The 23,763-nt window shown below is 66.1% G+C and carries 21 protein-coding genes; 14 read left to right on the top strand and 7 right to left on the bottom strand.

Going from position 1 to position 23,763, the window contains the following annotated elements:
* The first annotated feature begins 5 nt into the window (after positions 1-5).
* The 3 genes from AC1RCO_RS09665 to AC1RCO_RS09655 are packed head-to-tail and all read left to right on the top strand — an operon-like array spanning position 6 to position 2,517.
* Complete coding sequence (locus AC1RCO_RS09665; protein ID WP_011059708.1) at positions 6-305, top strand: hypothetical protein; 300 nt, start codon at positions 6-8, stop codon at positions 303-305.
* Positions 302-1,309, top strand: a complete 1,008-nt coding sequence (locus AC1RCO_RS09660; RefSeq protein ID WP_207239859.1) for a CobW family GTP-binding protein — start codon at positions 302-304, stop codon at positions 1,307-1,309. The genes AC1RCO_RS09665 and AC1RCO_RS09660 overlap by 4 nt, the downstream gene beginning before the upstream one ends.
* A complete protein-coding gene (locus AC1RCO_RS09655) occupies positions 1,309-2,517 on the top strand; it encodes an ABC transporter substrate-binding protein (protein ID WP_065364432.1) in 1,209 nt (402 codons plus the stop codon). Before AC1RCO_RS09660 ends, AC1RCO_RS09655 begins: the two co-directional genes overlap by 1 nt.
* A gap of 3 nt (positions 2,518-2,520) precedes the next feature.
* On the opposite strand, the gene AC1RCO_RS09650 is transcribed toward AC1RCO_RS09655, so the two are convergent.
* From AC1RCO_RS09650 to AC1RCO_RS09620, 7 genes are all read right to left on the bottom strand, one after another.
* Positions 2,521-3,141: a hypothetical protein gene (locus tag AC1RCO_RS09650; protein WP_492617661.1), complete on the bottom strand. Its 621-nt coding sequence runs from the start codon at positions 3,139-3,141 to the stop codon at positions 2,521-2,523.
* Positions 3,142-3,150: 9 nt separating this feature from the next.
* Positions 3,151-3,441 carry a hypothetical protein gene (locus AC1RCO_RS09645; protein WP_239692734.1) on the bottom strand — a complete coding sequence of 97 codons (291 nt, stop codon included), beginning with the start codon at positions 3,439-3,441 and terminating at the stop codon, positions 3,151-3,153.
* Positions 3,442-3,651: 210 nt separating this feature from the next.
* Positions 3,652-6,213, bottom strand: coding sequence for a TonB-dependent receptor (locus tag AC1RCO_RS09640; RefSeq protein WP_492617660.1), 2,562 nt, complete (start codon positions 6,211-6,213; stop codon positions 3,652-3,654).
* 121 nt (positions 6,214-6,334) lie between these two features.
* Entirely contained in the window at positions 6,335-7,297 is a 963-nt protein-coding gene (locus AC1RCO_RS09635) for a FecR family protein (RefSeq protein ID WP_011059714.1), read from the bottom strand.
* The gene (locus tag AC1RCO_RS09630) at positions 7,294-7,842 is read right to left on the bottom strand and encodes an RNA polymerase sigma factor (protein ID WP_103407372.1); all 549 of its coding nucleotides are present in this window, start codon (positions 7,840-7,842) and stop codon (positions 7,294-7,296) included. Before AC1RCO_RS09630 ends, AC1RCO_RS09635 begins: the two co-directional genes overlap by 4 nt.
* Before the next feature lie 252 nt (positions 7,843-8,094).
* The gene (locus AC1RCO_RS09625) at positions 8,095-9,678 is read right to left on the bottom strand and encodes a rhodanese-related sulfurtransferase (RefSeq protein WP_015634463.1); all 1,584 of its coding nucleotides are present in this window, start codon (positions 9,676-9,678) and stop codon (positions 8,095-8,097) included.
* On the bottom strand, positions 9,675-10,304 hold the full coding sequence (locus tag AC1RCO_RS09620; protein WP_011059717.1) for a cysteine dioxygenase family protein: 630 nt from the start codon (positions 10,302-10,304) through the stop codon (positions 9,675-9,677). The genes AC1RCO_RS09625 and AC1RCO_RS09620 overlap by 4 nt, the downstream gene beginning before the upstream one ends.
* Positions 10,305-10,410: 106 nt before the next feature.
* On the opposite strand from AC1RCO_RS09620, the gene AC1RCO_RS09615 reads away from it, so the two are divergent.
* The 11 genes from AC1RCO_RS09615 (at position 10,411) to AC1RCO_RS09565 (ending at position 23,660) form a co-directional block, all read left to right on the top strand.
* Entirely contained in the window at positions 10,411-11,310 is a 900-nt protein-coding gene (locus AC1RCO_RS09615; RefSeq protein ID WP_011059718.1) for a LysR family transcriptional regulator, read from the top strand.
* Positions 11,311-11,532: 222 nt separating this feature from the next.
* Complete coding sequence (locus AC1RCO_RS09610) at positions 11,533-12,354, top strand: ABC transporter permease (RefSeq protein ID WP_011059719.1); 822 nt, start codon at positions 11,533-11,535, stop codon at positions 12,352-12,354.
* A gap of 3 nt (positions 12,355-12,357) precedes the next feature.
* Positions 12,358-13,137, top strand: coding sequence for an ABC transporter ATP-binding protein (locus tag AC1RCO_RS09605; RefSeq protein ID WP_492617659.1), 780 nt, complete (start codon positions 12,358-12,360; stop codon positions 13,135-13,137).
* Positions 13,134-14,339, top strand: coding sequence for an acyl-CoA dehydrogenase family protein (locus AC1RCO_RS09600; protein ID WP_053149489.1), 1,206 nt, complete (start codon positions 13,134-13,136; stop codon positions 14,337-14,339). The genes AC1RCO_RS09605 and AC1RCO_RS09600 overlap by 4 nt, the downstream gene beginning before the upstream one ends.
* Positions 14,336-15,274, top strand: a complete 939-nt coding sequence (locus AC1RCO_RS09595; RefSeq protein WP_492617658.1) for a D-isomer specific 2-hydroxyacid dehydrogenase family protein — start codon at positions 14,336-14,338, stop codon at positions 15,272-15,274. The genes AC1RCO_RS09600 and AC1RCO_RS09595 overlap by 4 nt, the downstream gene beginning before the upstream one ends.
* 161 nt (positions 15,275-15,435) lie before the next feature.
* Positions 15,436-16,245: a class II aldolase/adducin family protein gene (locus AC1RCO_RS09590; RefSeq protein ID WP_015634468.1), complete on the top strand. Its 810-nt coding sequence runs from the start codon at positions 15,436-15,438 to the stop codon at positions 16,243-16,245.
* A gap of 12 nt (positions 16,246-16,257) precedes the next feature.
* Complete coding sequence (locus AC1RCO_RS09585; protein ID WP_011059724.1) at positions 16,258-17,220, top strand: ABC transporter substrate-binding protein; 963 nt, start codon at positions 16,258-16,260, stop codon at positions 17,218-17,220.
* 304 nt (positions 17,221-17,524) lie between these two features.
* Positions 17,525-18,736 carry a dipeptidase gene (locus tag AC1RCO_RS09580; protein ID WP_492617657.1) on the top strand — a complete coding sequence of 404 codons (1,212 nt, stop codon included), beginning with the start codon at positions 17,525-17,527 and terminating at the stop codon, positions 18,734-18,736.
* Positions 18,737-19,002: 266 nt separating this feature from the next.
* Entirely contained in the window at positions 19,003-20,580 is a 1,578-nt protein-coding gene (locus AC1RCO_RS09575) for a flavin monoamine oxidase family protein (RefSeq protein ID WP_015634470.1), read from the top strand.
* An 88-nt stretch (positions 20,581-20,668) separates the two neighbouring features.
* Positions 20,669-21,166 carry a RidA family protein gene (locus AC1RCO_RS09570; protein WP_015634471.1) on the top strand — a complete coding sequence of 166 codons (498 nt, stop codon included), beginning with the start codon at positions 20,669-20,671 and terminating at the stop codon, positions 21,164-21,166.
* 25 nt (positions 21,167-21,191) lie between these two features.
* Positions 21,192-23,660 carry a TonB-dependent receptor plug domain-containing protein gene (locus AC1RCO_RS09565; RefSeq protein WP_011059728.1) on the top strand — a complete coding sequence of 823 codons (2,469 nt, stop codon included), beginning with the start codon at positions 21,192-21,194 and terminating at the stop codon, positions 23,658-23,660.
* The last annotated feature ends 103 nt before the right edge of the window (positions 23,661-23,763 follow it).

The following is a 23,763-nucleotide window of genomic DNA, read 5'->3' as shown; positions in this document are numbered from 1 at the left end:
TGAGCATGTGCGGGTTATGCGGGCTGCTGGGCGAAGACGTGCACTGGAGCGACCCGCTGGGGGATGAACTGCCCCGGCGTCGCGAACGCTTGCGCAGAATCGCCGCGATCAACCGGGTACTGGTGCCGTTGCGGCTCAAGGTCGAAGACTTCCAGGGCTCGGCCTATCTGCTGCTGGGGGCGACCGGCCGCCAGGAACTGGCCAGCGGCCTGGAGCAGCTGTGGAGCCTGGCCGAATCCATGCTCGGCCGGCCCCTCGATCCTCTCGACCCTGTGATTCTCAAGCACCTGGAGCAACAGCCATGAGCCTGCCCCTGAACGTCATCACCGGGTTTCTCGGCAGTGGCAAGACCACCTTGCTCAACCGCCTGTTGCAGGACCAGAGACTGGGGGACACGGCGCTGCTGATCAACGAGTTCGGCGATATCGGCATCGATCATTTGCTGGTGCAGGAGGTGGCGCCGGACACGGTGCTGCTGCCCAGCGGCTGTGTCTGCTGTTCGGTTCGCGGCGAACTGAAAGAGGCGCTGCTGGCGCTCCTGGCGCGGCGTAGCCGGGGCGAGGTTCCGGCCTTTCGCCGGGTGCTGCTGGAAACCACCGGGCTGGCCGACCCGGCGCCGATCCTGGCCACGGTGAACAACGATCCGCAATTGCGCGGGCGGGTGCACATCGGCCTGCTGGTGACCCTGGTGGATGCCAGCCACGCGGCGTTGCAGGAGCGCCTGCACCCGGAGTGGCTGGCCCAGGTGGCGGCCGCGGATCGCTTGCTGCTGAGCAAGGCCGATTGTGTCGACGACGCAACCCAGGCAGCGTTGCGCGAGCATTTGCAGCAGCTCAATCCCGGGGCGCCCCTGTTGCTGACCCAGGCGATCCAGAGTGGCGATCAGCTGTTGCTGGGGGAGGGGCTGCGCGGCGCGACGGCAGAGTGGGAAGTGGCGCGCTGGCAGTTGCAGGGGCCACTCAAAGCGGCTGCGCCACAGCATGGCGCGGCGCAAGTGTGCAGCCTGGAGTTCGAGCAAGCCCTGGATTGGGTGGGCTTCGGGGTCTGGTTGTCGATGCTGCTAAGATGCCACGGCGAACGAATTCTGCGGGTGAAAGGATTGCTCAACATCAACGCCAACCAGGCCCCCATCGTCATCCATGGCGTGCAGCATTGCCTGCACGCACCCGTGCATCTGCCCCGTTGGCCCAGTGCCGACCATCGCTCGCGGCTGGTGTTTATCCTGCGCGGGCTGGAGCCCGAACAACTGCGTCGCTCCTTCGAGGTGTTCGCCCGCAGTTTCGCCCCGGCCGCCGGGGAGGGTGCCTGATGGCGGCGACGCAACCAGTCACCCTGCGGGTGCTGGGCACCTCGGTGACCCTGCTCGAATCCCTGCGGGCGCGCGCCGAGCAGGACCTGGGCATCCGCCTGGTGTATCAGGTACACGATGTGGAGCAGGCCCAGCGCATCGCGGTGATGCAGCCGGACAGCTACGACCTCTATGACCAGTGGTTTCACAACGTCGATTTTGTCTGGCCGGCCCAGGCGATCCAGCCCATCGATACCCGGCGCATTGCCCTGTGGCACGAGATCAACGACCTGCCCAAGCGCGGGCGCCTGTCGCCGGACGATCGCCTGGGCAGTGGCAGCGTGCCCAGCGAACGGCTCTATGTGCAGCACGACGGTAGCCTGGGCAGCACGGCCAGCGAGCGCATCAGCATGCTGCCGCTGACCCACAACGCCGACAGTTTCGCCTACCGCCCGGAGCGCCTGCCGGCGGGTTTTTCCAGCGCCAACGAAAGCTGGGGCTGGCTGCTGGAGCCGGCCTGGAGCGGGCGCATTGCCTTGCAGAGCGATGCGGCGATCGGTGCCCTGGACGCCGCCCTGGCGGTGCAGGGCTGTGGCCTGGAATCCTTCAAGGACATCGGCAACCTGAGCATCGAAGAGATCGACCGGCTGGCAGGGATCCTGGTGCGCAAGCAGCGTGAAGGGCACTTCGCGGCGTTCTGGTCGGACGATGAAGAGGCCGCGCAACTGATGCTCAGCCCGCGCATCGATATCCAGAGCCTGTGGTCGCCGACGCTGATGCGCCTGCACCGGGCGGGGGTCAAATACCGCCTGGCAGTGCCGAAGGAAGGCTACCGCGCCTGGTTCGGCGGGCTGTCGTTGTCGCGCCACGCCAAGGGCGCGGTGCTGGATGCAGCCTATGCCTACCTCAACTGGTGGCTGTCGGGCTGGCCCGGTGCGGTGATGGCACGTCAGGGCTACTACATCGGCAACCCGGCGCGTACCCGCGATCACCTGAGCAGCGCCGAGTGGGATTACTGGTACGCCGGCAAACCGGCCCGGGAAGAGTTGCCGGGCAGCGACGGCGAACCGCTGATCGATATCGGCGAGACCCGCGATGGCGGTTCCTACCAGCAGCGCATGGGGCATATCGCCGTGTGGAACTCGGTGATGGACGAGCACAACTACCTGGTGCGGCGCTGGGGGGATTTCCTGCGGGCGGGGCGGGTCGCGGGCCGGGGCAAAGGCTGAAGGTCAAAGCCCCAGGCGCGCCAGCTGGCGCAGGTCGGCGATCACCGCGGGGTTGCCGCCTTCGAGCACATCCAGGCGCATCTGCGCGATCAGCGATTTCAGCAGCTCGGTCTGGGTCATCCGGGTGGCTTGCAGCAGGCGCGCAAGATCCTCGGCCACATAGTGGTTGACCTTCAGCGACAGGCGTTTCATGACCTGCACGGCAGGCAACTGGCGGGCCTCGGCCTGCTCGGCCAGGTACGCGACGAAGCCGCTGTGCACTTGCTCCAGGGAAGACGCCGCGGGGGCGCTGAAGTAGTAGCCGAGGAACAGTTTGCGCATCTGCACTCCGGCATCCGGGACCACGCAGTGCATCGCCGCATCCAGTACATCGAGGTAGACCGCCGGCAGCCGCGCCTCGATGGAGGTCAATGACTGCTTGCGTGCTTCTTTGATCGCCGGAGTGGACTGGGGCGGGATGGCCACCACCGTGGCGCAGAGGTCGCAAACCCCCACCAGGATGTCCCGGGCCAGGCCATGGCCGTCGCTGAAAGGGACGTCGCGCCGCAGGTAGGTAATGCCGACGACCTGTTGGCAATGCTCGCAGAGCGCCTTGCCCCGGTCGCCTTGCAGAAAGAGTTTCATGGGTTGCCCTCATCGGTGAACGCTGATGAACCACGCATCTGGCTCGATAAAGTAGAACTTGATGTACCAGCCGGCCTTTTTCAGCACGTGGACCGCGATGCCCGGGACGCTGTGGTGGGCGCTGCAACTGTGGTCCTGGCCCTTGCAGGCGCCTACGACCTGGATCAGTTGACTGGTCGAGATCTCGCCGGTGGCCAGCAGGTTCTTGACCTCGATCGAGCCACGCGCGGCATGCAGATAGTGGCCGCTTTGTAATGCATTGATCAGGTCCCGCCTGACCTTCCTGAAGCCTCTGTCCATGACGTCTTCTCGTTTGTACGACAAGTGTCGTACGGAATCAATGGGAAGTTGACTGAAAGCGCCCAAAGGCATTTCAGCGGTGTTCAGAGGGGAGTCGATCTTAGCCCGGCAGGTGCGGGCGGCAGGGCTTGGCTAACGGTTTGCAATACATCCGTGATGGCCAACGGCTGGCCTGTTGCGGTGCGTCCGATGCACCGCAGCCAGTTGCCGTCAGAAGAAGCGGGTCACGCTGATCTTGGCGTTGCGCCCCAGGCTGGATGCGTTATCGCCGCTCAGTGGTGGGCGATAGTCACGGTTGAACATGTTGTCCAGGGTGAAGTTGACTTCGGTGCCCTTGAGGTAAGGCTGCTGGGGTTTCCAGTTGGCGAACAGGCCGTGCACGTTGTAGCGGTCGTTCTTGTACTGGTCCCAATAGGAGTCGCCCAGGGCGCTGCCCGGACCGCCGGCATAGATGTCGCTGGGCACCCGGTCGGTCTGGCGCACCCACTGGCCCTGCCAGCCCACTTGCGCATCCCATTGAGGAATCTTCACCCCCAGGCTGGCCACCCACTTGCGTGGCGGGATGTCCCGGGCCCAGACGTTCGGCCCCCAGGGGTTGGTGTAGGCGCCTTCATGCTTGCCGGTGATCCATGAGTAGGACAGGGAGCCGAACAGGTAGGTCGAGTCGTAGAAGCTTTCCACCTCGAAGCCCTTGATGGTCAGGTCGCCGATGTTGCGATAGACCCCGATGGTCGGCTGGTTGCACACCTGGCTGATGCTCTTGCCGCTGGTGAGTTGCTCGGGGCAGCCGATCCCGAGGTTCTTCATGATTTCGTCTTTGATGGTGTTGTGGAACAGCGTGGTACGCACCTGGACGCGGTCGGCCTGGGTGAACACGTCGGAGAAGCTGGTGATGTTACCGGCGCGCAACGCGGTGATGCGTTCCGGGTCGAGGTCGCGGCTGGTGGCGGAACGGGTGGAGGCGGCCGACTGGACCTCGTACTGCTCGTCGATCACCGGCGCGCGCCAGGTCTTGCTGTAGTCGGCGAACAGGGCGAATTGCGGGGTCACTGTCCAGAACGCCGACAGCCGAGGCGACCAGCCGGTGTAGGTCTTGTCGCCGTAATCGTGGCCCGCCACCGGGTCGGGGCTGTTGTAGAACGGTGCGTCGTTCTTCTCGCCGCGGTTGCGCACATGGTCGTAGCGCAGGGACGGGGTCAGGGTGAAATTCCCCAGGGTGATGGCGTCCTGGATGTAGAAGGCATTGTTGTCGACCTTGCCGTGGGGCATGAAGCCAGGCTGGTAGTGGCCGTAGTTGTACTTGGGCACTTCATAGGTCTTGCCCGGCATCCACATGTCCACTTCGCGAGTGTGCTTGCGGATCTGGATGCCATTGGTCAGCGCGTGTTCCAGCGGGCCGGTGCTGAAGCGGCTGGTGTTTTTCAGGGCCAGGATCTTGTCGTCATAGCCCACGGTGATCTTGCGGCCACCGGAGGCCGGCTGGAAGAAGGCGTTCGGCCCGCGTTCGTCGGTCTGGTCGGTGGTGGAATCGGAGTACTTGGCCTCGAAGTCGATCCATGGATTGTCCACGGGGGTGTACTGGTACTTGGCGATCCAGGTGGTGTCGATGGTATTGCGCTGGGCCAGGAAGCGGCGGGTGGCGCCGTCATAACCGTACTTGTTGATGTCGCTCTGGCTCGGTGGCGTCGGGTAGCTCTTGGCCGAGAAGGGCGCCCAGATGTCGCTGTTGGAGCGCATGTAGCTGAAGCCCAGGCGATGTTCGTCGGTCAGTTGCATGTTCAGCTTGAACAGCTCGCCTTCCATGTCCTGGGCGGTATTGGGCAGGCGCTTGGGGTTGATCGGGTAGGCGTTGCGCGGGTCGGGCTGGGCGCTGGCGATCTTCATGTCGTCGCCGTCGCGCTTGGTCCAGTAGGCCAGGGCATCGAAGCGGTGATCATCGGTACGGCCGTACACCGCGCCGGTGTAGGCCTGTTCATGGCTGTTGCTGCTGTAGCCGTACTTGACCATGGCGCCGGCGTTGCGACCTTCCTGCAGCAGGTCCGGGGCGTCCTTGGTCTCCATGTGCACGGTGCCGCCGAAACCACCGTTGCCGGTCTCGGGGGAGTGCGGGCCTTTTTCCACTTCGATGCGCTTGATCAGCTCCGGCTCGATGAACACCGAACCCTGCTGGTAGCGTTCGAAGCCGCTCTTGGTGGCGCCATCAACGCTCATCGGCACGTCTTCGGCATCCCCCAGGCCCCAGATGTTGATGGTCTGGCCGCCGGGTTTGAGCGAGCCGCCCAGGCTCACGCCGGGCAGGGTGTCGATCAGGCTGACCACGTTGGTGGCCTGGTGGCGATCGATTTCCGCCTGGTTCAGGGTCGAGCGGCCGACACTCGAGGAATCCACCTCGGTGCCGTTGCCGATCACGCTCATGGCCCCCAGTTGCAGGGCCGAACCACTGCTCAGGTTGGTGTCGGCAGGGCGCACGATGTAGGTGTTGTCGACCTTCACCAGGTTGAACCGACCGTCCTGCAGCAAGGTGCGAATCGCCTCTTCCGGGCTGTAGTCACCCTGCAGGGCCGGCGCCTTGGCGTTGCGCAGCAGTTGCTCATCGAACAGCAGCTGGATCTTCGCCTGCTGGGCGATCTGGCTCAGGGACGCGGCCAGAGGCTGCGCCGGCAACTGGAAATGCAGCGGCCCGGCGTAGGCCTGCAGGCTGAATGCCAGGCAGGCGGCGAGCAGGGTAGGGCGGGTACGGACTAACGGAACAGGCAAGAGCGCGCGAAACATGACTTCCCCCAGAGCGGCTTAAAGGCCAAAAAAGCGCTGCGTACAGATCGCAGACGGGAGGAAGACGCGGCAGTGAAAAAAAACCTCATATGCGAATGCAAAATATTCTCATATGAGTGGATCAACGAGCCTCGAGCCTCAGCTGGCCGTCGGCCAGGGGGACGGCTTTTACCGGAATCAGCACGGGCAGTGCCTTGATCAGGGCGTCGGGGTCGTTGACATCGAGGTTGCCCGAGACCTTGTAGGCCCCCAGCGAACCCTCGGCCAGTTGCACCGGCTGGCGCCGATACAGGTTCAACTCATCCACCAGGCTGGCCAGGTCGCGGTTGCGAAAGGCCAGGTGCCCGCTGCGCCAGTCCGCGACCTCATCGCTGTCCAGGGTCTGCTGGCGCAGGGTGCCTTTGTGCAGGTCATAGGTGGCTTGCTGGCGGGCGCCGAGCAGGGTCAACTCCCCGGGCTTACCGTCCGGGCTGAAGGCCACCTGGCCGTGGGCGACGCTGACCACCAGCTGGCGCTGGCCACGACGCACGTCGAAGGCGGTGCCCACCACCCGCACTTTGGCCGCGCCGCTGTGCACCCACAGCGGGCGCTCCTTGTCGGCGGCCACTTCCAGGTACAACTGGCCCTGTTGCAGGTAGATATCACGCTGCTGGGCGCTGAAATCCACTTTCACCTGGGTGTTGGCGTTGACGTACAGGGTGCTGCCATCGGGCAGCTTGAAGGCGCGGGCGCCCTTTTCCTGGGCCGCCACCTGCTGGATGTAGGGCCCCTGGGGCGTGCCCAGGTTGACTGCCAGCACCGCACAGAGCACCGCCGCGGCCGCCGCCAGGGCCGGGCGCCAGGGGGCGGGCTTGCGCCGGGGCAGGGGAATGGGCCGGCTCAGTTGCTGCAATTGCGCAAGATCGACCCACAGTTCTTCGAACTCGGCATAGGCCCGGGCGTGGGCCGGCTCGCTGACCCAGGCATCGAAGGCCTTGCGCGTGGCGCGGTCCGGGTCGTTGCGGTTGCGGGCGAACCAGCTGGCGGCCTCGGCGTCGATCTGCTCGCTGTCGAGGTCGTTGTGGGTGCCGGAAAAGCGGGTCATTCAGGCTGCTCCTTGCCGTTTTCTCGTTGTAGGTGCTGCTTGCAGTGCAGCAGGGCAAAGGCGATGTGTTTTTCCACCATGCTCACGGAAATGCCCATGCGCTCGGCGATCTGCGTCTGGCTCAGCCCTTCGAAGCGGTGCAGCATAAGGGCTTCGCGGCGGCGCGGCGAGAGTTGGGCGAGGACTTCTTTCAACTGTTCCAGGCGTTGCAGGCGCTGGGCCGCGGGCAGGGGCTCGTGCTGCTCGTCGGCCAGGGGCTCGTTGTCCAGGCTTTGCTCGTGCTGCCCGTCCTGATGAGCACGGGAGCGTACCTGCTGGCGCCGCCAATGATCACGCAGCAGGTTGCGTGCCATCTGGAACAGGAAGGCCCGGGGCTGTTCGACCTGGGCCCGGTCACGGTAGTCGAGCCATTGGGTGAACACGTCCTGGGTCATGTCCGCCGCGTCGCTGGCGTTGTCCGTGCGTTTACGCAGGAAATGCAGGATGTCCGCATAGAACCCGCGAACAGAGTCCGCCGACGCAGAGTCGGGCTTGGAGCGAGACATGGATATCCTTCTTGACGACGCGGTGAGCACAAGGTCGCGAATGATATCGAGAATTATTGCTATTTGCCATCCAGGCCGATTGATGATCGACCAGCACCGCCTACGCGCCCGAAATACCCCTCCTCGCAGGAGCGGGCTTGCCCGCGAGGGTGCCCTTGCGAGCGATGCCAGGCCTGCGGCCTCTTCGCCGGCAAGCCGGCTCCTACAGTGCAGAGGCGGGGTCTGTAGGAGCTGGCTTGCCAGCGAAGCGGTTCAGATGACGAAGAAGCCGTGGGTGCCATCCCGGCCCAACTGCGCCACCAGGCCGAATTCCCAGTCCAGGTAGCCCTGCATGGCTTCTTTCGGGTTGTCGGTGCCTTCATAGGGGCGCCGGTAGCGGTCGATCCGGGGTGAAGCCAGTTGCTGGCGGCTTTCTTCCACGGGCAGGCCGGCTTCGATCCAGGCCGCGGTGCCACCGCTGAGGAGGAACACCGGACGCTGGGTCAGGGCCTGCAGCTGCGGCACCACGAAGCGCGCCAGCAGGCTGCTGCCGCAGGTCAGGACATAGCGCTCCGCCTGTGGCAACTGGGCCAGGGCTTCCTGCAACTGGCTGGGCAATGCCCACCAGGCGCCGGGGATGTGGCGCTGCACGTAGTTGGCGCTGGCGGTGAAGTCCAGTACCAGGGTGCCGGGCTCCTGGAGCCAGGTGGCGAGGGTGCGGGGGCTGATTTCTTCGGCCGGCGAGGTGTCCGGCAGTGGCGCCTGCCAGGGGCCGCGCACGCTGAAGTCGCTGTCGCGCAGGCCGTCCAGCACCGCCACCTGCCAGCCCATCTGGGCCAGCCAGGAAGCGCTCATGTTGGCGCGCACGCCGTCGTCGTCCACCAGGACCAGGCGCGCACCGCGCACGCTGGCGAAGTGGTCGGTTTCCTGCACCAGTTGCCCACCGGGGGTGGAGCGGGCGCCGGGCAGGTGGCCGGCGGCGAATTCCTCCGGGGTGCGCACATCGAACAGGTAGCTGGTGCGCTTGGGGTCGGCCTGCCAGCGCCGCCACTGGGCCAGGTCGATGCGTGCCACGTCGGCGCGGTCGGCCACGGCCCGAGCGGCGTCCTGGGCTGGGGCCCGCTGGGCCTCGTTGATGGCCTTGAAGCGCCGGCTCTGACCGTGTTCGAGCTTCTGCCCGGCCAGGGTCCAGCCGATGGTGCCATTGCGCAGTGCCGCCACCGGGTTGGGGATGCCGGCATTCACCAGGGACTGGGTGCCGATGATGCTGCGGGTGCGCCCGGCGCAATTGACCACCACCCGGGTGCGGGGATCGGGGGCCAGCTCACGCACCCGCAGCACTAGTTCGGCCCCGGGCACGCTGGTGCTGCCGGGGATGCTCATGGTCTGGTATTCGTCGAAGCGCCGGGCATCGAGCACCACCAGGTCGGCCTGCTGGTCGAGCAGTGCCTGAAGCTCCTCGGCGGCCAGGGACGGAGTGTGGCGCTCGGCTTCCACCAGTTCGCCAAAGGCCTTGCTCGGCACGTTGACGTCCTTGAACAGCTCGCCGCCGGCGCTGCGCCAACCCTCCAGGCCGCCTGCCAGCAGGGCGACATCGCTGTAGCCCAGTTGCCGCAGGCGCGTGGCGGCGCGCTGGGCCAGCCCTTCGCCCTGGTCGTAGAGGGTGATCGGGGTGTCGCGGCGGGGGATGCGCGCATACACCTCCAGCTCCAGTTTCGACAGCGCGATGTTGGCCGCGAACAGCGGGTGGGCCTCGGCGAAGGGCGCTTCTTCACGCACATCGATCAGTGCCAGCTCCTGGCGGTCGAGCAGGGCCTGGCGGATCTGTGCCGGGCTGCGGGTCGGGAAATCGGTCATTGCAGGGGCTCCTTCGACAAGTCCCAGAGGTTAGGCAGCAAATGGTTGGAGTAGCCGGAGACAAAGGGTTTTTCCTGGCCGTCCAGGTCGTACACGGCGCGCTGCACGGCACCGATATTGGCGCCATACACATGGATGCTGACGGATACCCGATCGGCATGGGCATTGCTCACCTGATGGATGTCGCCAATGCGTGGCGACACCGCTTCCACCTGGCCCGGCACCAGGCGCAGCGGCGCGCCGGCAGGCTGCAGGCGGCCGTCGGCCAGGCGTTCGAACCCCTGGCTGTCCTCGGCGCCGCGCAGCATGCCGATCAGGCCCCAGACCCGGTGGTCGTGGATCGGTGTGCGCTGCCCAGGGCCCCAGACGAAACTGACGATGGAGAAGCGCTGGCGCGAGTCGGCATGCAGCAGGAACTGCTGGTAGCGCTGCGGATCCGGCTGGGCGAAGGCCGCGGGTAGCCAGTCGTCCTGGCTCACCAGCTGGTGCAGCAGCGCGGCGCCCTGGTCCAGCACCCGGGCTTCATCGGGATGGCTGTCCAGCAGCTCGGCCAGAGCGGCGATAAAGTCCCGCAGGCGGGCGAAGTTGGCTGATTCGATGGCGACTGTCGTGGCGTTGTGGGGCATGGGCTCCCTCCGTGGACACAAGGCAAATGACGCGAACTACACGGGCGAGCTAAAAGGTATTATTCTTATCGAACATTTTTCCAGTCATTTATTATGCGAAAAAAGAATGAAGATAGATGATCTGAATGCGTTCGTGGCGGTAATCCGCTGCCAGACCATCAGCCAGGCGGCCGATGCCCTGCAGTTGACCCAGCCAGCCATTACCCGCCGGGTGCAGAATTTCGAGGAAGCCCTGGGGGTGGAATTGCTGGACCGCAACACCAAGCCGCTCAAGCCCACCAGCATGGGCTTGCGGGTCTATGGCCAGTGCCTGGAAGTGCTGCGCAGCATCGACGCGCTGAATGAACTGGTGGCCAATGACGGCGCCCCCAGTGGTGCCCTGCGCATCGGCGTGCCGCAGACCATCGGCGATGTGGTGCTGCTCGATGCCCTGAGCCAGTTGAAGGCGCTGTATCCGCAGTTGCAGACCTCGGTGGCCACGGGCTGGGGCAGCCACCTGTTGAGCAAGGTCGAGAACGGTGAGCTGGATGTGGTGGCGGCGCTGTTTCCCGCTGGCAAGGTCTTCCCCGAAGGGGTGGTGGGCCGTTCCCTGGGCAGCATGAACCTGGTGGTGGTGGCGGCCAAGGGCGAGGTGCGCAAGCGCTCGTGCAAACTGGCCGACTGTTACCAGCGCGGCTGGGTGCTGAACCCGGACGGCTGCGGCTTTCGTGCCGGCCTGCAACGGGCGCTGAGCGCACAGGGGCTGTCGTTGCAGATCAACCTGGAAACCTTCGGCACCGAGCTGCAACTGGGGTTGATCGCCAATGGCCTGGGCTATGGCCTGGTGCCGCTGCCGCTGCTGGAAAACAGCAGCCATCGGGACAAGCTGGAGATCGTCCCGGTCAGCGACTTCAAGCCGGTGATCGACCTGTGGCTGGTCCACCCGCGGTTCCTCGGCAACCTGCAAGAGCCGGTGAGCATGTTCGGCGAGATGGTCGCCGCCCGCGTCGGCAAGGCTGCGCCGTAGGAGCTGGCTTGCCAGCGAAGGCGCCCTCGAGGCCGGCGCAAACCTCAGGGGGCTGTTCGCCGGAAAGCCGGCTCCTTCGGATTGTTTTTGATTATTGATTTGCATGTCTTGGCAATCATTGAATGCAATTTTTGTATATTAAGTTAGAACCAAAACGAATTTCACGGACGTTTTTTATGTAGTTAGCATGGGGCTCGAACGCGCTGAAATAAGGATGTTGCGATGCCTGCGCCAGCCCCCCTCACCTCGTCCCGTCGCTGGGCCGAGCGCCCCGGATACCAGCTCCTGGGCAACCTGCTGCTGCGCCTGGTCAGCCCGTTGCTGCTTCTGCTGGTGTGGGAACTGGCCTCGCGCAGCGGGCTGTTGCCGGCGCGGATCATCGCCGCTCCCAGTACCATCGGCGGCACCCTGTGGCAGATGCTCGGCAGCGGCGAACTGGCCGGGCACCTGTGGGTGTCCCTCAAGCGCGCCCTCAGTGGCCTGACCATCGGCGTCAGCCTGGGCACGCTCCTGGCCCTGGTGGCCGGGTTGTCCCGGCGCGGCGAGCTCGCCATCGATTCCCCCATGCAGATGCTGCGCACCCTGCCGTTCCTGGCCATAGTGCCGCTGTTCATTCTCTGGTTTGGCGTGGGCGAGACGCCGAAGATCGCGCTGATCGCCCTGGGCACTACCTTTCCTATCTACCTCACGCTGTTTTCCGGCATTCGCAGCCTCGATCCCAAGCTGGTGGAGGCCGCGACCCTGCTGGGCCTCAAACGCTGGGAACTGATCGTCCACGTGATCCTGCCCGGGGCCCTGCCGGCGTTCTTCGTCGGCCTGCGCTATGCCTTCGGCATCAGTTGGCTGGGGCTGGTGGTGGTGGAGCAGATCAACGCCAGCGCCGGTATCGGCTACCTGGTCAACGACGCGCGGGACTTCATGCGCACCGACGTGATCGTCATCTGCCTCCTGGTCTACAGCGTGCTCGGCCTGGGCATCGACGGGCTGGTGCGCGGCCTCGAACGTTGCGCCCTGGCCTGGCGCCCGACCTTTATCAGGAACTGACCCATGACTTTGTCATTGCCCCAGCAGGGCCGCCTGCGCGCTGCCGTCGAATGCCGCCGGATCACCCGGCGCTTTGCCGGGCAGGCGGTGCTCGATGGCCTGGATCTGGACATCGCTCCCGGGGAGTTCGTGGCCCTCCTGGGCAGCAGCGGTTCGGGCAAGACCACCTTGCTGCGAACCCTGGCCGGGCTGGAACCCATCGACCAGGGCCAGTTGCAGGTGCCTTCGGCCATGGCCGCGGTGTTCCAGGAGCCACGGTTGATGCCCTGGAAGCGCGTGTGGCGCAACGTTGCCCTGGGCGTGCGCGGTGCCGGGGCCCGGGAGCGGGCCGAGGCAGCGCTGGAGGAGGTCGGGCTGGCCCACCGGCTCAATGCCTGGCCAGGCACCTTGTCCGGCGGCGAGGCCCAGCGAGTGGCGTTGGCCCGGGCCCTGGTACGCGAGCCGCACCTGTTGCTGCTGGATGAGCCCTTCGCCGCTCTGGACGCCCTGACCCGGATCCGCATGCACCAACTGATCATCCGCCTGTGGCGGGTGTACACCCCGGCGGTGCTGCTGGTGACCCACGATGTCGACGAGGCGCTGCTGCTGGCCGATCGGGTGCTGGTGCTGGCCAACGGGCAAATCGCCGAGCAATTGCCAATCCGCCTGCCGCGTCCGCGTCAGGCCTCCACCCCTGGGTTCCAGGCACTGCGCGCGCGGTTGCTGCAACTGCTGGGTGTGGAAACCGAGGCCGAGCCGGCCGTCGACATCTCCCTTCCCTTGAGCAGGACTGCCAGCCGATGAGCCTTTCCAGCGTGCAACCGTCTCCGTCCGTGTCCCGTCCCGTCCCTGATCCAGACTCCAGCGAGTTCGCCGACCTGCTGCAGCAACTGAGTGAAGAATTCGCCGCCACCGCAGCGCACTACGACCGTCACAGCGAATTTCCCCACGCCAACCTGCAACGCCTGCACCAGCATGGCCTGCTGGCCCTGACCGTGCCCCGGGCCCTGGGCGGCAGCGAGGCGAGCCTGGCCCAGGCGCGACGAGTGATAGGCGCCGTGGCCCGGGGCGAGCCTTCCACCGCGCTGGTGCTGGTGATGCAGTACCTGCAGCACACGCGCCTGCAACAGAACACGGCCTGGCCGCTGCACCTGCGCCAGCGCGTGGCCCGGGAGGCGGTGCAAGAGGGTGCCCTGATCAACGCCCTGCGGGTCGAGCCGGACCTGGGTACCCCGGCCCGGGGAGGTTTGCCGGCGACCCTGGCACGACGGGTCGAGGGCGGCTGGCTGCTCAGCGGGCGCAAGATCTACTCCACCGGCATTCCCGGGCTGACCTGGCTTGCGGTCTGGGCCCGCAGCGACGAGGCCGAGCCGCAAGTGGGTACCTGGCTGGTCCACCGTGACAGCCCCGGGATCAGCGTCGAGGAAACCTGGGATCACCTGGGCATGCGCGCCACCGGCAGCCACGACGTGATCTTCGATGAGGTGTTCGTGCCCGAGGAACAGGCGGTGGATATCCAGCCGGCTCACGTGCCCCGGCCTTCCGAGCTGGACAGCAAGGGCGTGCTCTGGCTGGCGGTGCTGCTCTCGGCCATCTACGACGGCGTGGCCCGGGCCGCCCGCGACTGGCTGTTGGGCTGGCTGGCCCAGCGTGCCCCGGCCAACCTTGGCGCACCGCTGTCGAGCCTGCCGCGCTTTCAGGAACTGATCGGGCGCATCGACGCCTTGCTGCTCAACAACCGGGTGCTGCTCGATGCCGCCGCCGAAGGGCGGATCGCCCCGGGGGAGGCGACCCAGATCAAATACCTGGTGACCAGCAACGCCATCAGCGCCGTGGAGCTGGGCATCGAAGCCATCGGCAACCCCGGGCTGGCCCGGGGCAACCCCATCGAGCGGCATTACCGCGATGTGCTGTGCAGCCGCATTCATACCCCGCAGAACGACGCGATTCTCGGTGCCGTGGGGCGCGCCGCCTTTGCCTTGCCCAGCCGCGGAGCCCAGGCGTGACGCGCATCGCCAGCCAGCTCGACGAGCACTTCAACCAGCAGTTGCGCCAGTGGCTGCCGGGGGTGGAAGTATTGAGCCTGCCTCGGGGCCTGCCGTGTGGCTTGCCCGCCGATATCGAAGTGCTGCTGGCCGCGCCCCACGCCGATTTTCGCAACGCGCCAGTGCCGCCGGCGGGCTGGCCGTTTGGCCTGCGCTTCGTGCAACTGGTGACTTCGGGCCTGGATTATTTTCCTCGCTGGCTGTTCCAGGACCTGCCGGTGGCCAGTGCCCGAGGCAGCACCGCCGAAAGCATTGCCGAGTTTGCCCTGGCGGCGATCTTCGCCGCCGCCAAGCAACTGCCCCAGGTGTGGATCGAGCGTGCCGAACACTGGCAGCAACGGCCGCTGGCCTCGGTGGCCGGCAGCACCCTGGGGCTGTTCGGCTTTGGCAGCATCGCCCGGGAGCTGGCGCCCAAGGCCCAGGCCCTGGGCATGCAGGTACTGGCCCTGCGGCGTTCGGCGCAGCCGTTCGAGGTGCCCGGGGTGGAGGCGGTGGCCGACCTGCAGGAGCTGTTTGCCCGCGCCGATCACCTGCTGCTGGCGGTGCCGTTGACCGAGCAGACCCGGGGCATCATTGATGCCGATGTACTGGCAGCGGCCAAGCCAGGGTTGCACCTGATCAATATCGCTCGCGGTGCGCTGATCGATCAGCCGGCGCTGTTGCAGGCCCTGGACACCGGGCGTATCGCCCTGGCCAGCCTGGACGTGGCCGACCCCGAGCCGTTGCCCGCGGGGCATCCTTTCTATCGCCACCCGGGTATTCGCCTGTCGCCCCACACCTCGGCCAATTCGCCCCGGGTCTACCTGAATATCGCGCGCCTGCTGGGGCGCAATCTCCAGCGCTGGGGCGATGGTTTACCCCTGGAAAACCCGGTGGAGATCCAGCGTGGCTACTAACGCGCGGTTCCAGCCCTGGCCGGCAGCGCTTCGTGTAGCCGCTGCCGCAGGCAGCGCACGGCCCGAAGGGACGCCGGGGTTCTCAAGGCCGCTGAAGGTTCGGCGGGCGGTCGCCAAGCAAGGCCCAGCGGGCCTTTTCGACAATTTCAAGGAGAGCGGATATGACCGCACATTTTCGCCCCGCGGTGTATGACTTGCCCCGCGATGGCCATACGGTTTTTCGCTGGGAGCATCCGCCCCAGCAGGCCACCGTCGAGCTGGAGCGCCTGCAGCGCAAGCAGAGCCTGGCCGCGGCGTTCCGGGTGTTCGCCCGGCTGGGGTTCGACATGGGCGGCGCCGGGCATATCACGGTGCGTGACCCGGGGCGCCCGGACCATTTCTGGGTCAACCCGGTGGGGGTGTATTTCGGCCATGTACGGGTCCGCGACCTGTTGCTGGTCAACCCCGAAGGGGCAGTGATCGAAGGCGAGGGCGCGTTGAACCTGGCGGCGTTCGCCATCCATGCGGCGCTGCATGAAGCCCATCCCGAGGTGGTCGCCGCGGCCCATGCCCATTCACTGTACGGCAAGGCCTGGTCGAGCCTGGGGCGCTTGCTCGATCCGCTGACCCAGGACGCCTGCGCTTTCTATGAAAGGCACGGGCTGTTCGACAACTTTTCCGGGGTGGTGCTGGAGGCCAGCGAGGGCGCGCGGATCGCCGCCGCACTGGCGGGGCGCAAGGCGCTGATCCTGCAGAACCACGGCCTGCTCACCGTGGGTGAAACCGTCGAGGCGGCGGTGTGGCGCTTCATCGCCATGGACAACGCCGCCCAGACTCAACTGCTGGCGGAAGCTGCCGGCACCCCGCGGCCCATTCCCCATGAGGTGGCGCGCCACACCGCACGCCAGGTCGGCACCGAGTTTGGCGGCTGGTTCAGTTTCCAGCCTTACCGCGAGCGGATCGTGCGCGAAGAACCGGACTTTCTCGATTAAGGACCATTGCCCATGCAGCGTCGTCATTTTCTCCAACTCTCGGCCCTGGCCGGTCTGGCCGCCGCCTTGCCGCGCCTGGGCCTGGGAGCCTCCGTGGACCTGTCCGGGGTCACCCTGAACGTCGCCACCTACAAGGGGGCGGCGCCGAGCTTCTTTGCCGAGGCGGGCATCGAGCCGCCGCCCTACAAGGTCAAGTACGCTGAGTTCACCGGCGGCAACCTGAGCTTCGAGGCCCTGGTCAGCGGCACCCTGGACATCTCGCCGATGAGCGAGATCCCGCCGATCTTCGGGATCAAGAACCACGCCCCGGTGAAGCTGATCGCGGTGCTCACCGGCGACGTCAACAACCAGGCCTTCATCGTGCCCAAGGGCTCTGCAGTGCAGTCGGTGGCCGAGCTCAAGGGCAAGCGCATCGGTTATATCCGCTCCACCAGTTCCCATTACTTTCTGCTCAAGGCGCTGAAGGAGCAGGGCCTGGGCTTTGCCGATATCGTGCCCATGGCGTTGACTGCGCAGGACGGTTTCGCCGCGTTCCAGAACGGTGCCCTGGATGCCTGGGTCAGCTTCGGCTACTTCATCCAGCTGGCGGAACTGCGGGCCGGGGCCCGGGTATTGAAGACCGGCCAGGGCTACCTGTCCGGCAACTACGTGATCGCCGCCAACCAGCAGAGCATCGCCGACCCGGCCAAGCACGCGGCGATCACCGACTACATCCTGCGCGAGTACCGCTCCTGGCAGTGGATTGCCAGCCACCCCGAGGAATGGGCGACCAGGAGCGCGCAGATTCTCGGCATGCCCCGGGAAGTGTTCCTTGCCCAGTACCGGGCCCAGAGCGGCCCGCGCCTGCTGCAACCGGTGGACGACGCAGCGGTGAAATCCCAGCAGGACGTGGCCGACCTGTTCTTCGAGGCCGGCGTACTGCCCCAGCAACTGGATGTATCCGGCCTGTGGGACCGCAGCTTCCACTGGACCTGAGCCTGTAGCCGCCGGCTTGCCGGCGAAAGGGCGATGACGCCTTCGCTGGCCAGCCAGCTCCTACGGAACACCCGACACCCCATGTAGGAGCCGGCTTGCCGGCGAAGAGGCCCTCAAGCCTTGCGCTGGCCAGGATGACGCTTTCGCTGGCCAGCCAGCTCCTACGGAACACCTGACGCCCCATGTAGGAGCCGGCTTGCCGGCGAAGAGGCCCTCAAGCCTTGCACTGGCCAGGATGACGCTTTCGCTGGCAAGCCAGCTCTTGCGATCCGGGGGGAAATTCTTTCATTGGCCAGGAGGCCGCATGTTTACCCGAACCTTGCTGTGCCTGGCGCTGGCCAGCCCCTGGGCCTTGGCCGACAACCCCGCCCAAGCCCTGCACCAGCGCCTGATCGTGCTCGACAGCCACCTCGATACCCCCATGCAACTGGCCCGCCCCGGTTGGGACATCACCCAGCGCCATCGCTACCAGGACGACCTGTCCCAGGTCGATCTGCCACGGATGAAAGAGGGCGGCCTGGACGGCGGTTTCTGGGCCATTTTCACCCCCCAGGGGCCGCTCACCGCCGAAGGCCGGACCCTGGCCAGCGAACATGGGCTGGCGGTGCTGGCGCGGATCCGCGACCTGCTGGGCGCCCACCCCGATGGTTTCGCCCTGGCCCTGACGGCTGGCGATGTACCGGCCATCGTCGCCCGTGGCCAGCGTGTGGTTTTCATCAGCATGGAAAACGCCCAGCCCCTGGCCGCCGATCCGGCACGCTTGCACACCTATTACCGCCAGGGCCTGCGCATGCTCGGCCTGGTGCACTCGGCCAACAACGATTTCGCCGACTCGGCCACCGCCCTGCCGCAGTGGCGCGGCCTGAGCCCGGCGGGCCGGGAGCTGGTGGCCGAGGCCAATCGCCTGGGGATATTGCTGGATGTCTCCCATGCCTCGGACCAGGTGTTCGACCAGGTCCTGGCGCTGTCGAGGGCGCCGATCATTGCCTCCCATTCCAGCAGCCGTGCAATCACCGCCCATCCACGCAACCTGGATGACCGGCGCCTGCGGCAACTGGCGGCCAGGGGCGGTGTGGTGCAGGTCAACAGCTTTCCCAGCGACCTGATCAACCTTGCGCCCAATCCCGAGCGGGACAAGGCCCTGGGGCCGTTGTACCGCGAGTTCCGCCTGGCGGCGAGCATGAGCCCGGAACAGGTGGCGGACCTGGCCGAACGCATTCGCCAGGTCGAAGCCCGCTACCCGCAGCCCAGGGCCAGCCTGGACGATTACCTGCGCCACCTGCTGCACATCCTGGAAGTGGTCGGCCCGGATCATGTGGGCATCGGCGCCGACTGGGACGGCGGTGGCGGGGTACAGGGGCTCGAAGATGTCGCGCAACTGCCACGGATTACCCAGCGCCTGTTGGCGGCGGGCTACAGCGAAGCGGACCTGGCGAAGATCTGGGGCGGCAACTTGTTGCGCGTTCTCGACGCCGCCCAGGCCGTAGGAGCCGGCTTGCCGGCGAAGGGGCGCTGATGCCGGCGCGAGCCGTGGGGCTTCTTCGCTGGCAAGCCGGTTCCTGGCGGGGCGAGTATGGCCAGGCACGGCCAGGCGCAGGGCTATGCGCGGAGCGCAGAATCTTTTGGCTTGAATATGAAACAAAGTAATATTTGCATATGCTTAAAATGTATTTCTCTTATTAAATAAGCGCCCCTAGGATGGCTTCACATAGACCCAAGTGACTGCATAAGTCGCCGATCTATAACCGAACGCACTATCCATCCGCAGCAGGGAGCGCTTGCATGCCACTGACCAGAAGACAATTGATCGCCCGTATTGCCGCTGTCGGCGGGGTCCAGGCGGCGAGTGCGGTCATGGGCCTGTTCGGCGCCAGCGCAACGGCCGAAGCGTTCGAGGAAAACTACGCGGCGCTGCCCACGGCGGCGCTGGGCAAGGGCGCCAGCGTGGTGGTGATCGGCGCCGGGATCGGTGGCCTGGTCAGCGCCTACGAGTTGAGCAAGGCCGGGTTCAAGGTGACCTTGCTGGAAGCCCGGGACCGGGTCGGCGGGCGCAACTGGACGGTGCGTGGTGGCGATCGGGTGGAGTACAGCGACGGCAGCACCCAGGTCGCGCAATTCGGGGAGGGGTTCTACCTCAATGCCGGGGCCGGCCGCCTGCCCAGCCACCATCAGTTGATGCTCGGCTACTGCCGCGAGCTGGGGGTGGAGCTGGAGGTGCTGGTCAATACCAGCCGCAACGCCCTGGTGCGTCCGGACCTTGACCAGCCGGCGTTGCAGATCCGCCAGGCGGTCAATGACAGCCGCGGGCATTTTTCCGAGCTGCTGGCCAAGGCCGTCAATCGCCATGCCCTGGATCAGGAGCTGACACCAGCCGATCGCAGCAACCTGCTGAGTTTCCTGAAAACCTGGGGTGATCTTTCCGACAAGCTGGAGTACCTGGGTTCGGCCCGCTCCGGCTACAAGGTCTGGCCCGGCGCCGGCGACCAGTTGGCGCAGAAGAATGATCCGCTGCCGTTGCAGACCCTGCTCAACCCGGCGCTGACCACGGCGTTGATGATCGACGAATACCCGGAGTTCTCGCCCACCATGTTCCAGCCGGTGGGGGGCATGGACCGCATTCCCCAGGCCTTTGCCCGGCGCCTGAAAGGCCAGTTGCGGCTGCACAGCGAGGTGCGTTCCATCAGCAACCAGGCCGACAGCGCCGAAGTGGTCTACCTGGACCGGCGCACCGGCCGCACCCACAACCTCAAGGCCGACTACGTGATCAGCAGCCTGCCCCTGCCGCTGCTGGCCAAGGTGCAGAACAACTTCAGCGCCCCGGTGCGCCAGGCCATCGGCGCGGTGCAGTTCGGCTACGCCAACAAGGTGGCCTGGCAGTCGCGGCGCTTCTGGGAAAGCCAGTACCAGATCTACGGCGGGCTGTCGTTCATCAACCAGGAAGCCTCCGGGCTGTGGTACCCCAGCGGCGGTTTCAACCAGGCCGAAGGGGTGCTGGTGGCGGCCTACAACAACGGCGAAACCGCCCGACGGTTCGGGGAGAAAACCCTGGCCCAGCAGATCGAGATTTCCCGTCAGGCGGTGGAGCTCCTGCACCCCGGGCACAGCCAGGAACTGCGCAATCCGCTGGTGATTGCCTGGAGCAAGATCCCCTACAACTTCGGCCCCTGGATCAGCCATGAAGTGGCCGAGCCGGACTACGGCCTGCTCAACCAGCCCCAGGGCCGGGTCTACCTCACCAGCGACGGCCTGGCCCACAGCGGCGTGGGCATCTGGCAGGAAGCCGCCGCCGGCGCGGCGCGGCGGGTGGTGCGGCAACTTTTCCAACGGGCGCAAGGCTCGTCGCTACAGCAAACGGCCTGAAAAAGCCGAGCACTCACACAACAGCGGTAACCCATGCCGGGTAGCGGACCTCCGAGGCTGGCACACACAACCTTGGGAGCGTCTTTGCATGTCTTTGAAAAACACCGTCGTAGGGCTGGGGCTGTTGTTCGCCGCCAGCAGCAGTTGGGCCGCGGGAATCCAGCGCGTGCCGTCCAGCTACCCCAATTCGCCGATCCTGCAATCGGTGACCCTGCCCGCCAACAGCGAGGTGACCTACCTCTCCGGGCTGCTGCCGGACCCGGTGGATCCCAAGGCGTCCAAGGAGCAGATCCACGCCGAGGGCAACACCGAGGCCCAGGCCCGGGTGGTGCTGCGCAAGGTGGAGACGATCCTCGCCAGCCAGGGCCTGACCCTGGGGGACGTGGTGCAACTGCGCATCTACCTGGTAGGGGACCCGGCCCTGGGCGGCAAGCTGGATTTCGACGGCCTGCAAGTGGCCTTCCGCGAGTTCTTCGGCACCCAGAAGCAGCCGCTTAAGCCCGCCCGGACCACGGTGCAAGTGGCGGGGCTGGTGCTGCCCGGCGCCTTGATCGAAGTCGAAACCGTTGCCGCCCGAGCGCGCTGAGCCGCCTGTCAAAGGATCTGAAGTCATGAGTATTTCCTTGCATAAAATCCTCTTCGGCGCGGCCCCCCTGAGCCTTGGCCTGCTGGGCCTGGCGCTGCCCGCCGAACTGCTGGCGGCCGACGAAACCCTGGGCACGGTGGTGGTCACCGGGGTGCGCGGCAGCCAGCAACGCACGGTGACCGACAGCCCGGCGCCGATCGATGTGATCGACAGCGAGCAGTTGCGCAGCATCGGCCAGAACGGCTTGAAAGAAATGCTCGGGCGCCTGCTGCCGTCGTTCAACGTACCGACCATCAACGGCGGCGGCACGGCGTTCCTGGTGCGCGGGGTGAGCATGCGCGGCCTGGGCGGCGACCAGGTGCTGGTGCTGATCAATGGCAAGCGCCGGCACAACTCGGCGCTGATCAACAACGGCGCACGGGTCGGCAACGCCTCGGTGCCGGTGGACCTGGACCTGATTCCCACCGCCGCCATCGAGCGCATCGAAGTGCTGCGCGACGGCGCGGCGGCGCAGTACGGCTCCGACGCCATCGCCGGGGTGATCAACATCATCCTCAAGCGCAATGCCGAAGGCCTGACCTCCGACACCACCCTGGGCCAGTACTACGACGGCGACGGCACCACCGGCCACGAAGCCTTCAACTGGGGCAACAAACTGGGAGAGAACGGCGGCTTCATCAACCTGTCCTGGGACGCCAAGCTGCAGGAACCCTACGAGCGCTCCAGTGCCGCCAGCGGCCAGCTGTACTTCAAGCAGGCCGACGGCTCGCCGGACCCCCGGGAAAGCAATCGCCAGGGCTGGGGCACCGAGTACGGCCTGGGCCGCGACCGCACCACCAGCCTGGCCTACAACGCCGAGCTGCCTCTGGAGGACGACCTCAAGCTGTACTCGTTCTCGACCCTGAGCTACCGCAATAGCAACAAGGACCTGGGGCACCGCAAGCCCACCGACATCACCAGCCTGGCGGGCATTCCCAATGCGCCTTACCCCAACGGCGGCCAGGCGCGGCGGGAAATCCACGAGACCGATTTCCAGGTCGCCGGTGGTGCCAAGGGCCTGCTCGGTGGCTGGGACTGGGACCTGTCGAGCACCTACGGCAAGGATCGCGGCGTGCTCGACACGGCCAACAACCTGAACATTTCCAATGGCCCCTACAGCCAGCACGACTTCCACCTGGGCAACCTGGTGTTCGACCAGTGGACCAACAACCTGGACTTCTCCCGGGCCCTGGACATCGGCTGGAGCAGCCCGCTGGAAACCTCCTTCGGCGTGGAATACCGCTGGGAGAAATATGCGCTGGAGGAGGGCGAGCCCAACTCCTACAACCAGGGCAGCTATGTCCCTAACACCGGGCCTTTCGCCGGTGTGGTGCCGGACCCGGGGTTGTTCTCGGTCAACGGCACGACCCCGGAAGATGCCTACAGCCTCAAGCGCCACAGTGAGGCGGCCTATATCGACCTGGGCCTGAACATCACCCCCAACTGGTACGTCGGTGCGGCGGCGCGCTACGAGAAGTACAACCTAGGGGTAGGCGACACCACCAGCGGCAAGCTCACCACCCGTTACGAGTTCCTCCCCGGGTACGCGGTGCGGGCTGCGGTGAGCAACGGTTTCCGTGCACCGTCCCTGGCCCAGAGCGTCTTTTCCACCACCAGCACGGTCACCGAATTCGGCGCCGGTGGCACCACCACCTCGGTGCGTACCAAGCAGATGCGCCCCAACTCGCCGGAAGCGGTGGCCCTGGGCGCCAAGGACCTGGAGCCGGAAACCTCGCGCAACTACAGCCTGGGGTTCACCGCCGAGCCCACCGATCGGCTGCGCCTGACGGCCGACTTCTACCTGATCGACATCGACAAGCGCATTCTCCAGACCGGCATCCTCAAGGGCCCGGCGGTGTCGCAGATCCTGGTGGAGAACGGCCTCTCGCCGAACCTCGCCGGGCAGTACTACACCAACGCTGCCGACACCCGGACCAAGGGCGTGGACCTGGTGGCGGACTACCGCCAGTCCTTCGGCGAGTACGGCACGGCGAAATGGAGCGTCGCCTACAACCACAACAAGACCACCATCCGCGACCTGGCGGACACCCCGGCGGCCCTGTCGCGCCTGGGGGCGGGGTATGTGCTGTTCGACCGCCAGCAGCAGATCGACCTGACTAAATCCACGCCCAAGGACAAGTGGATCCTCTCCGGCAACTACAAGGTCGGCGACTGGACCACCAACCTGCAGTTGACCCGCTTTGGCGAGTACACCGAAGGCTCGAACATCCCGAGCAACGATCGCACCTACAGCGCCAAGTGGATCACCGACCTGGACGTGGCCTACGACGTGACCCAGAACCTCACCGTGGCCGTGGGCGCCAACAACCTGTTCGACGTGTACCCGGACAAGATCGGCCTCAAGGCCTGGGCGGGAACCTATGAATACGGAATGTTCTCGCCCTATGGCCTGGGCGGCGGCTACTACTACAGCCGCGTCAGCCTGGCGTTCTGAGCATGACCACGATCACTCTCGCAGGAGCTGGCTTGCCAGCGAAGGCGGCGGCATGACCGGCGCAGGGTTCAAGGGCCATTCGCCAGCAAGCTGGCTCCTACAC

The organism is Pseudomonas sp. GW823-FHT03E05 (assembly GCF_058796855.1).
This window is presented reverse-complemented; position numbering and strand designations above follow the sequence as displayed.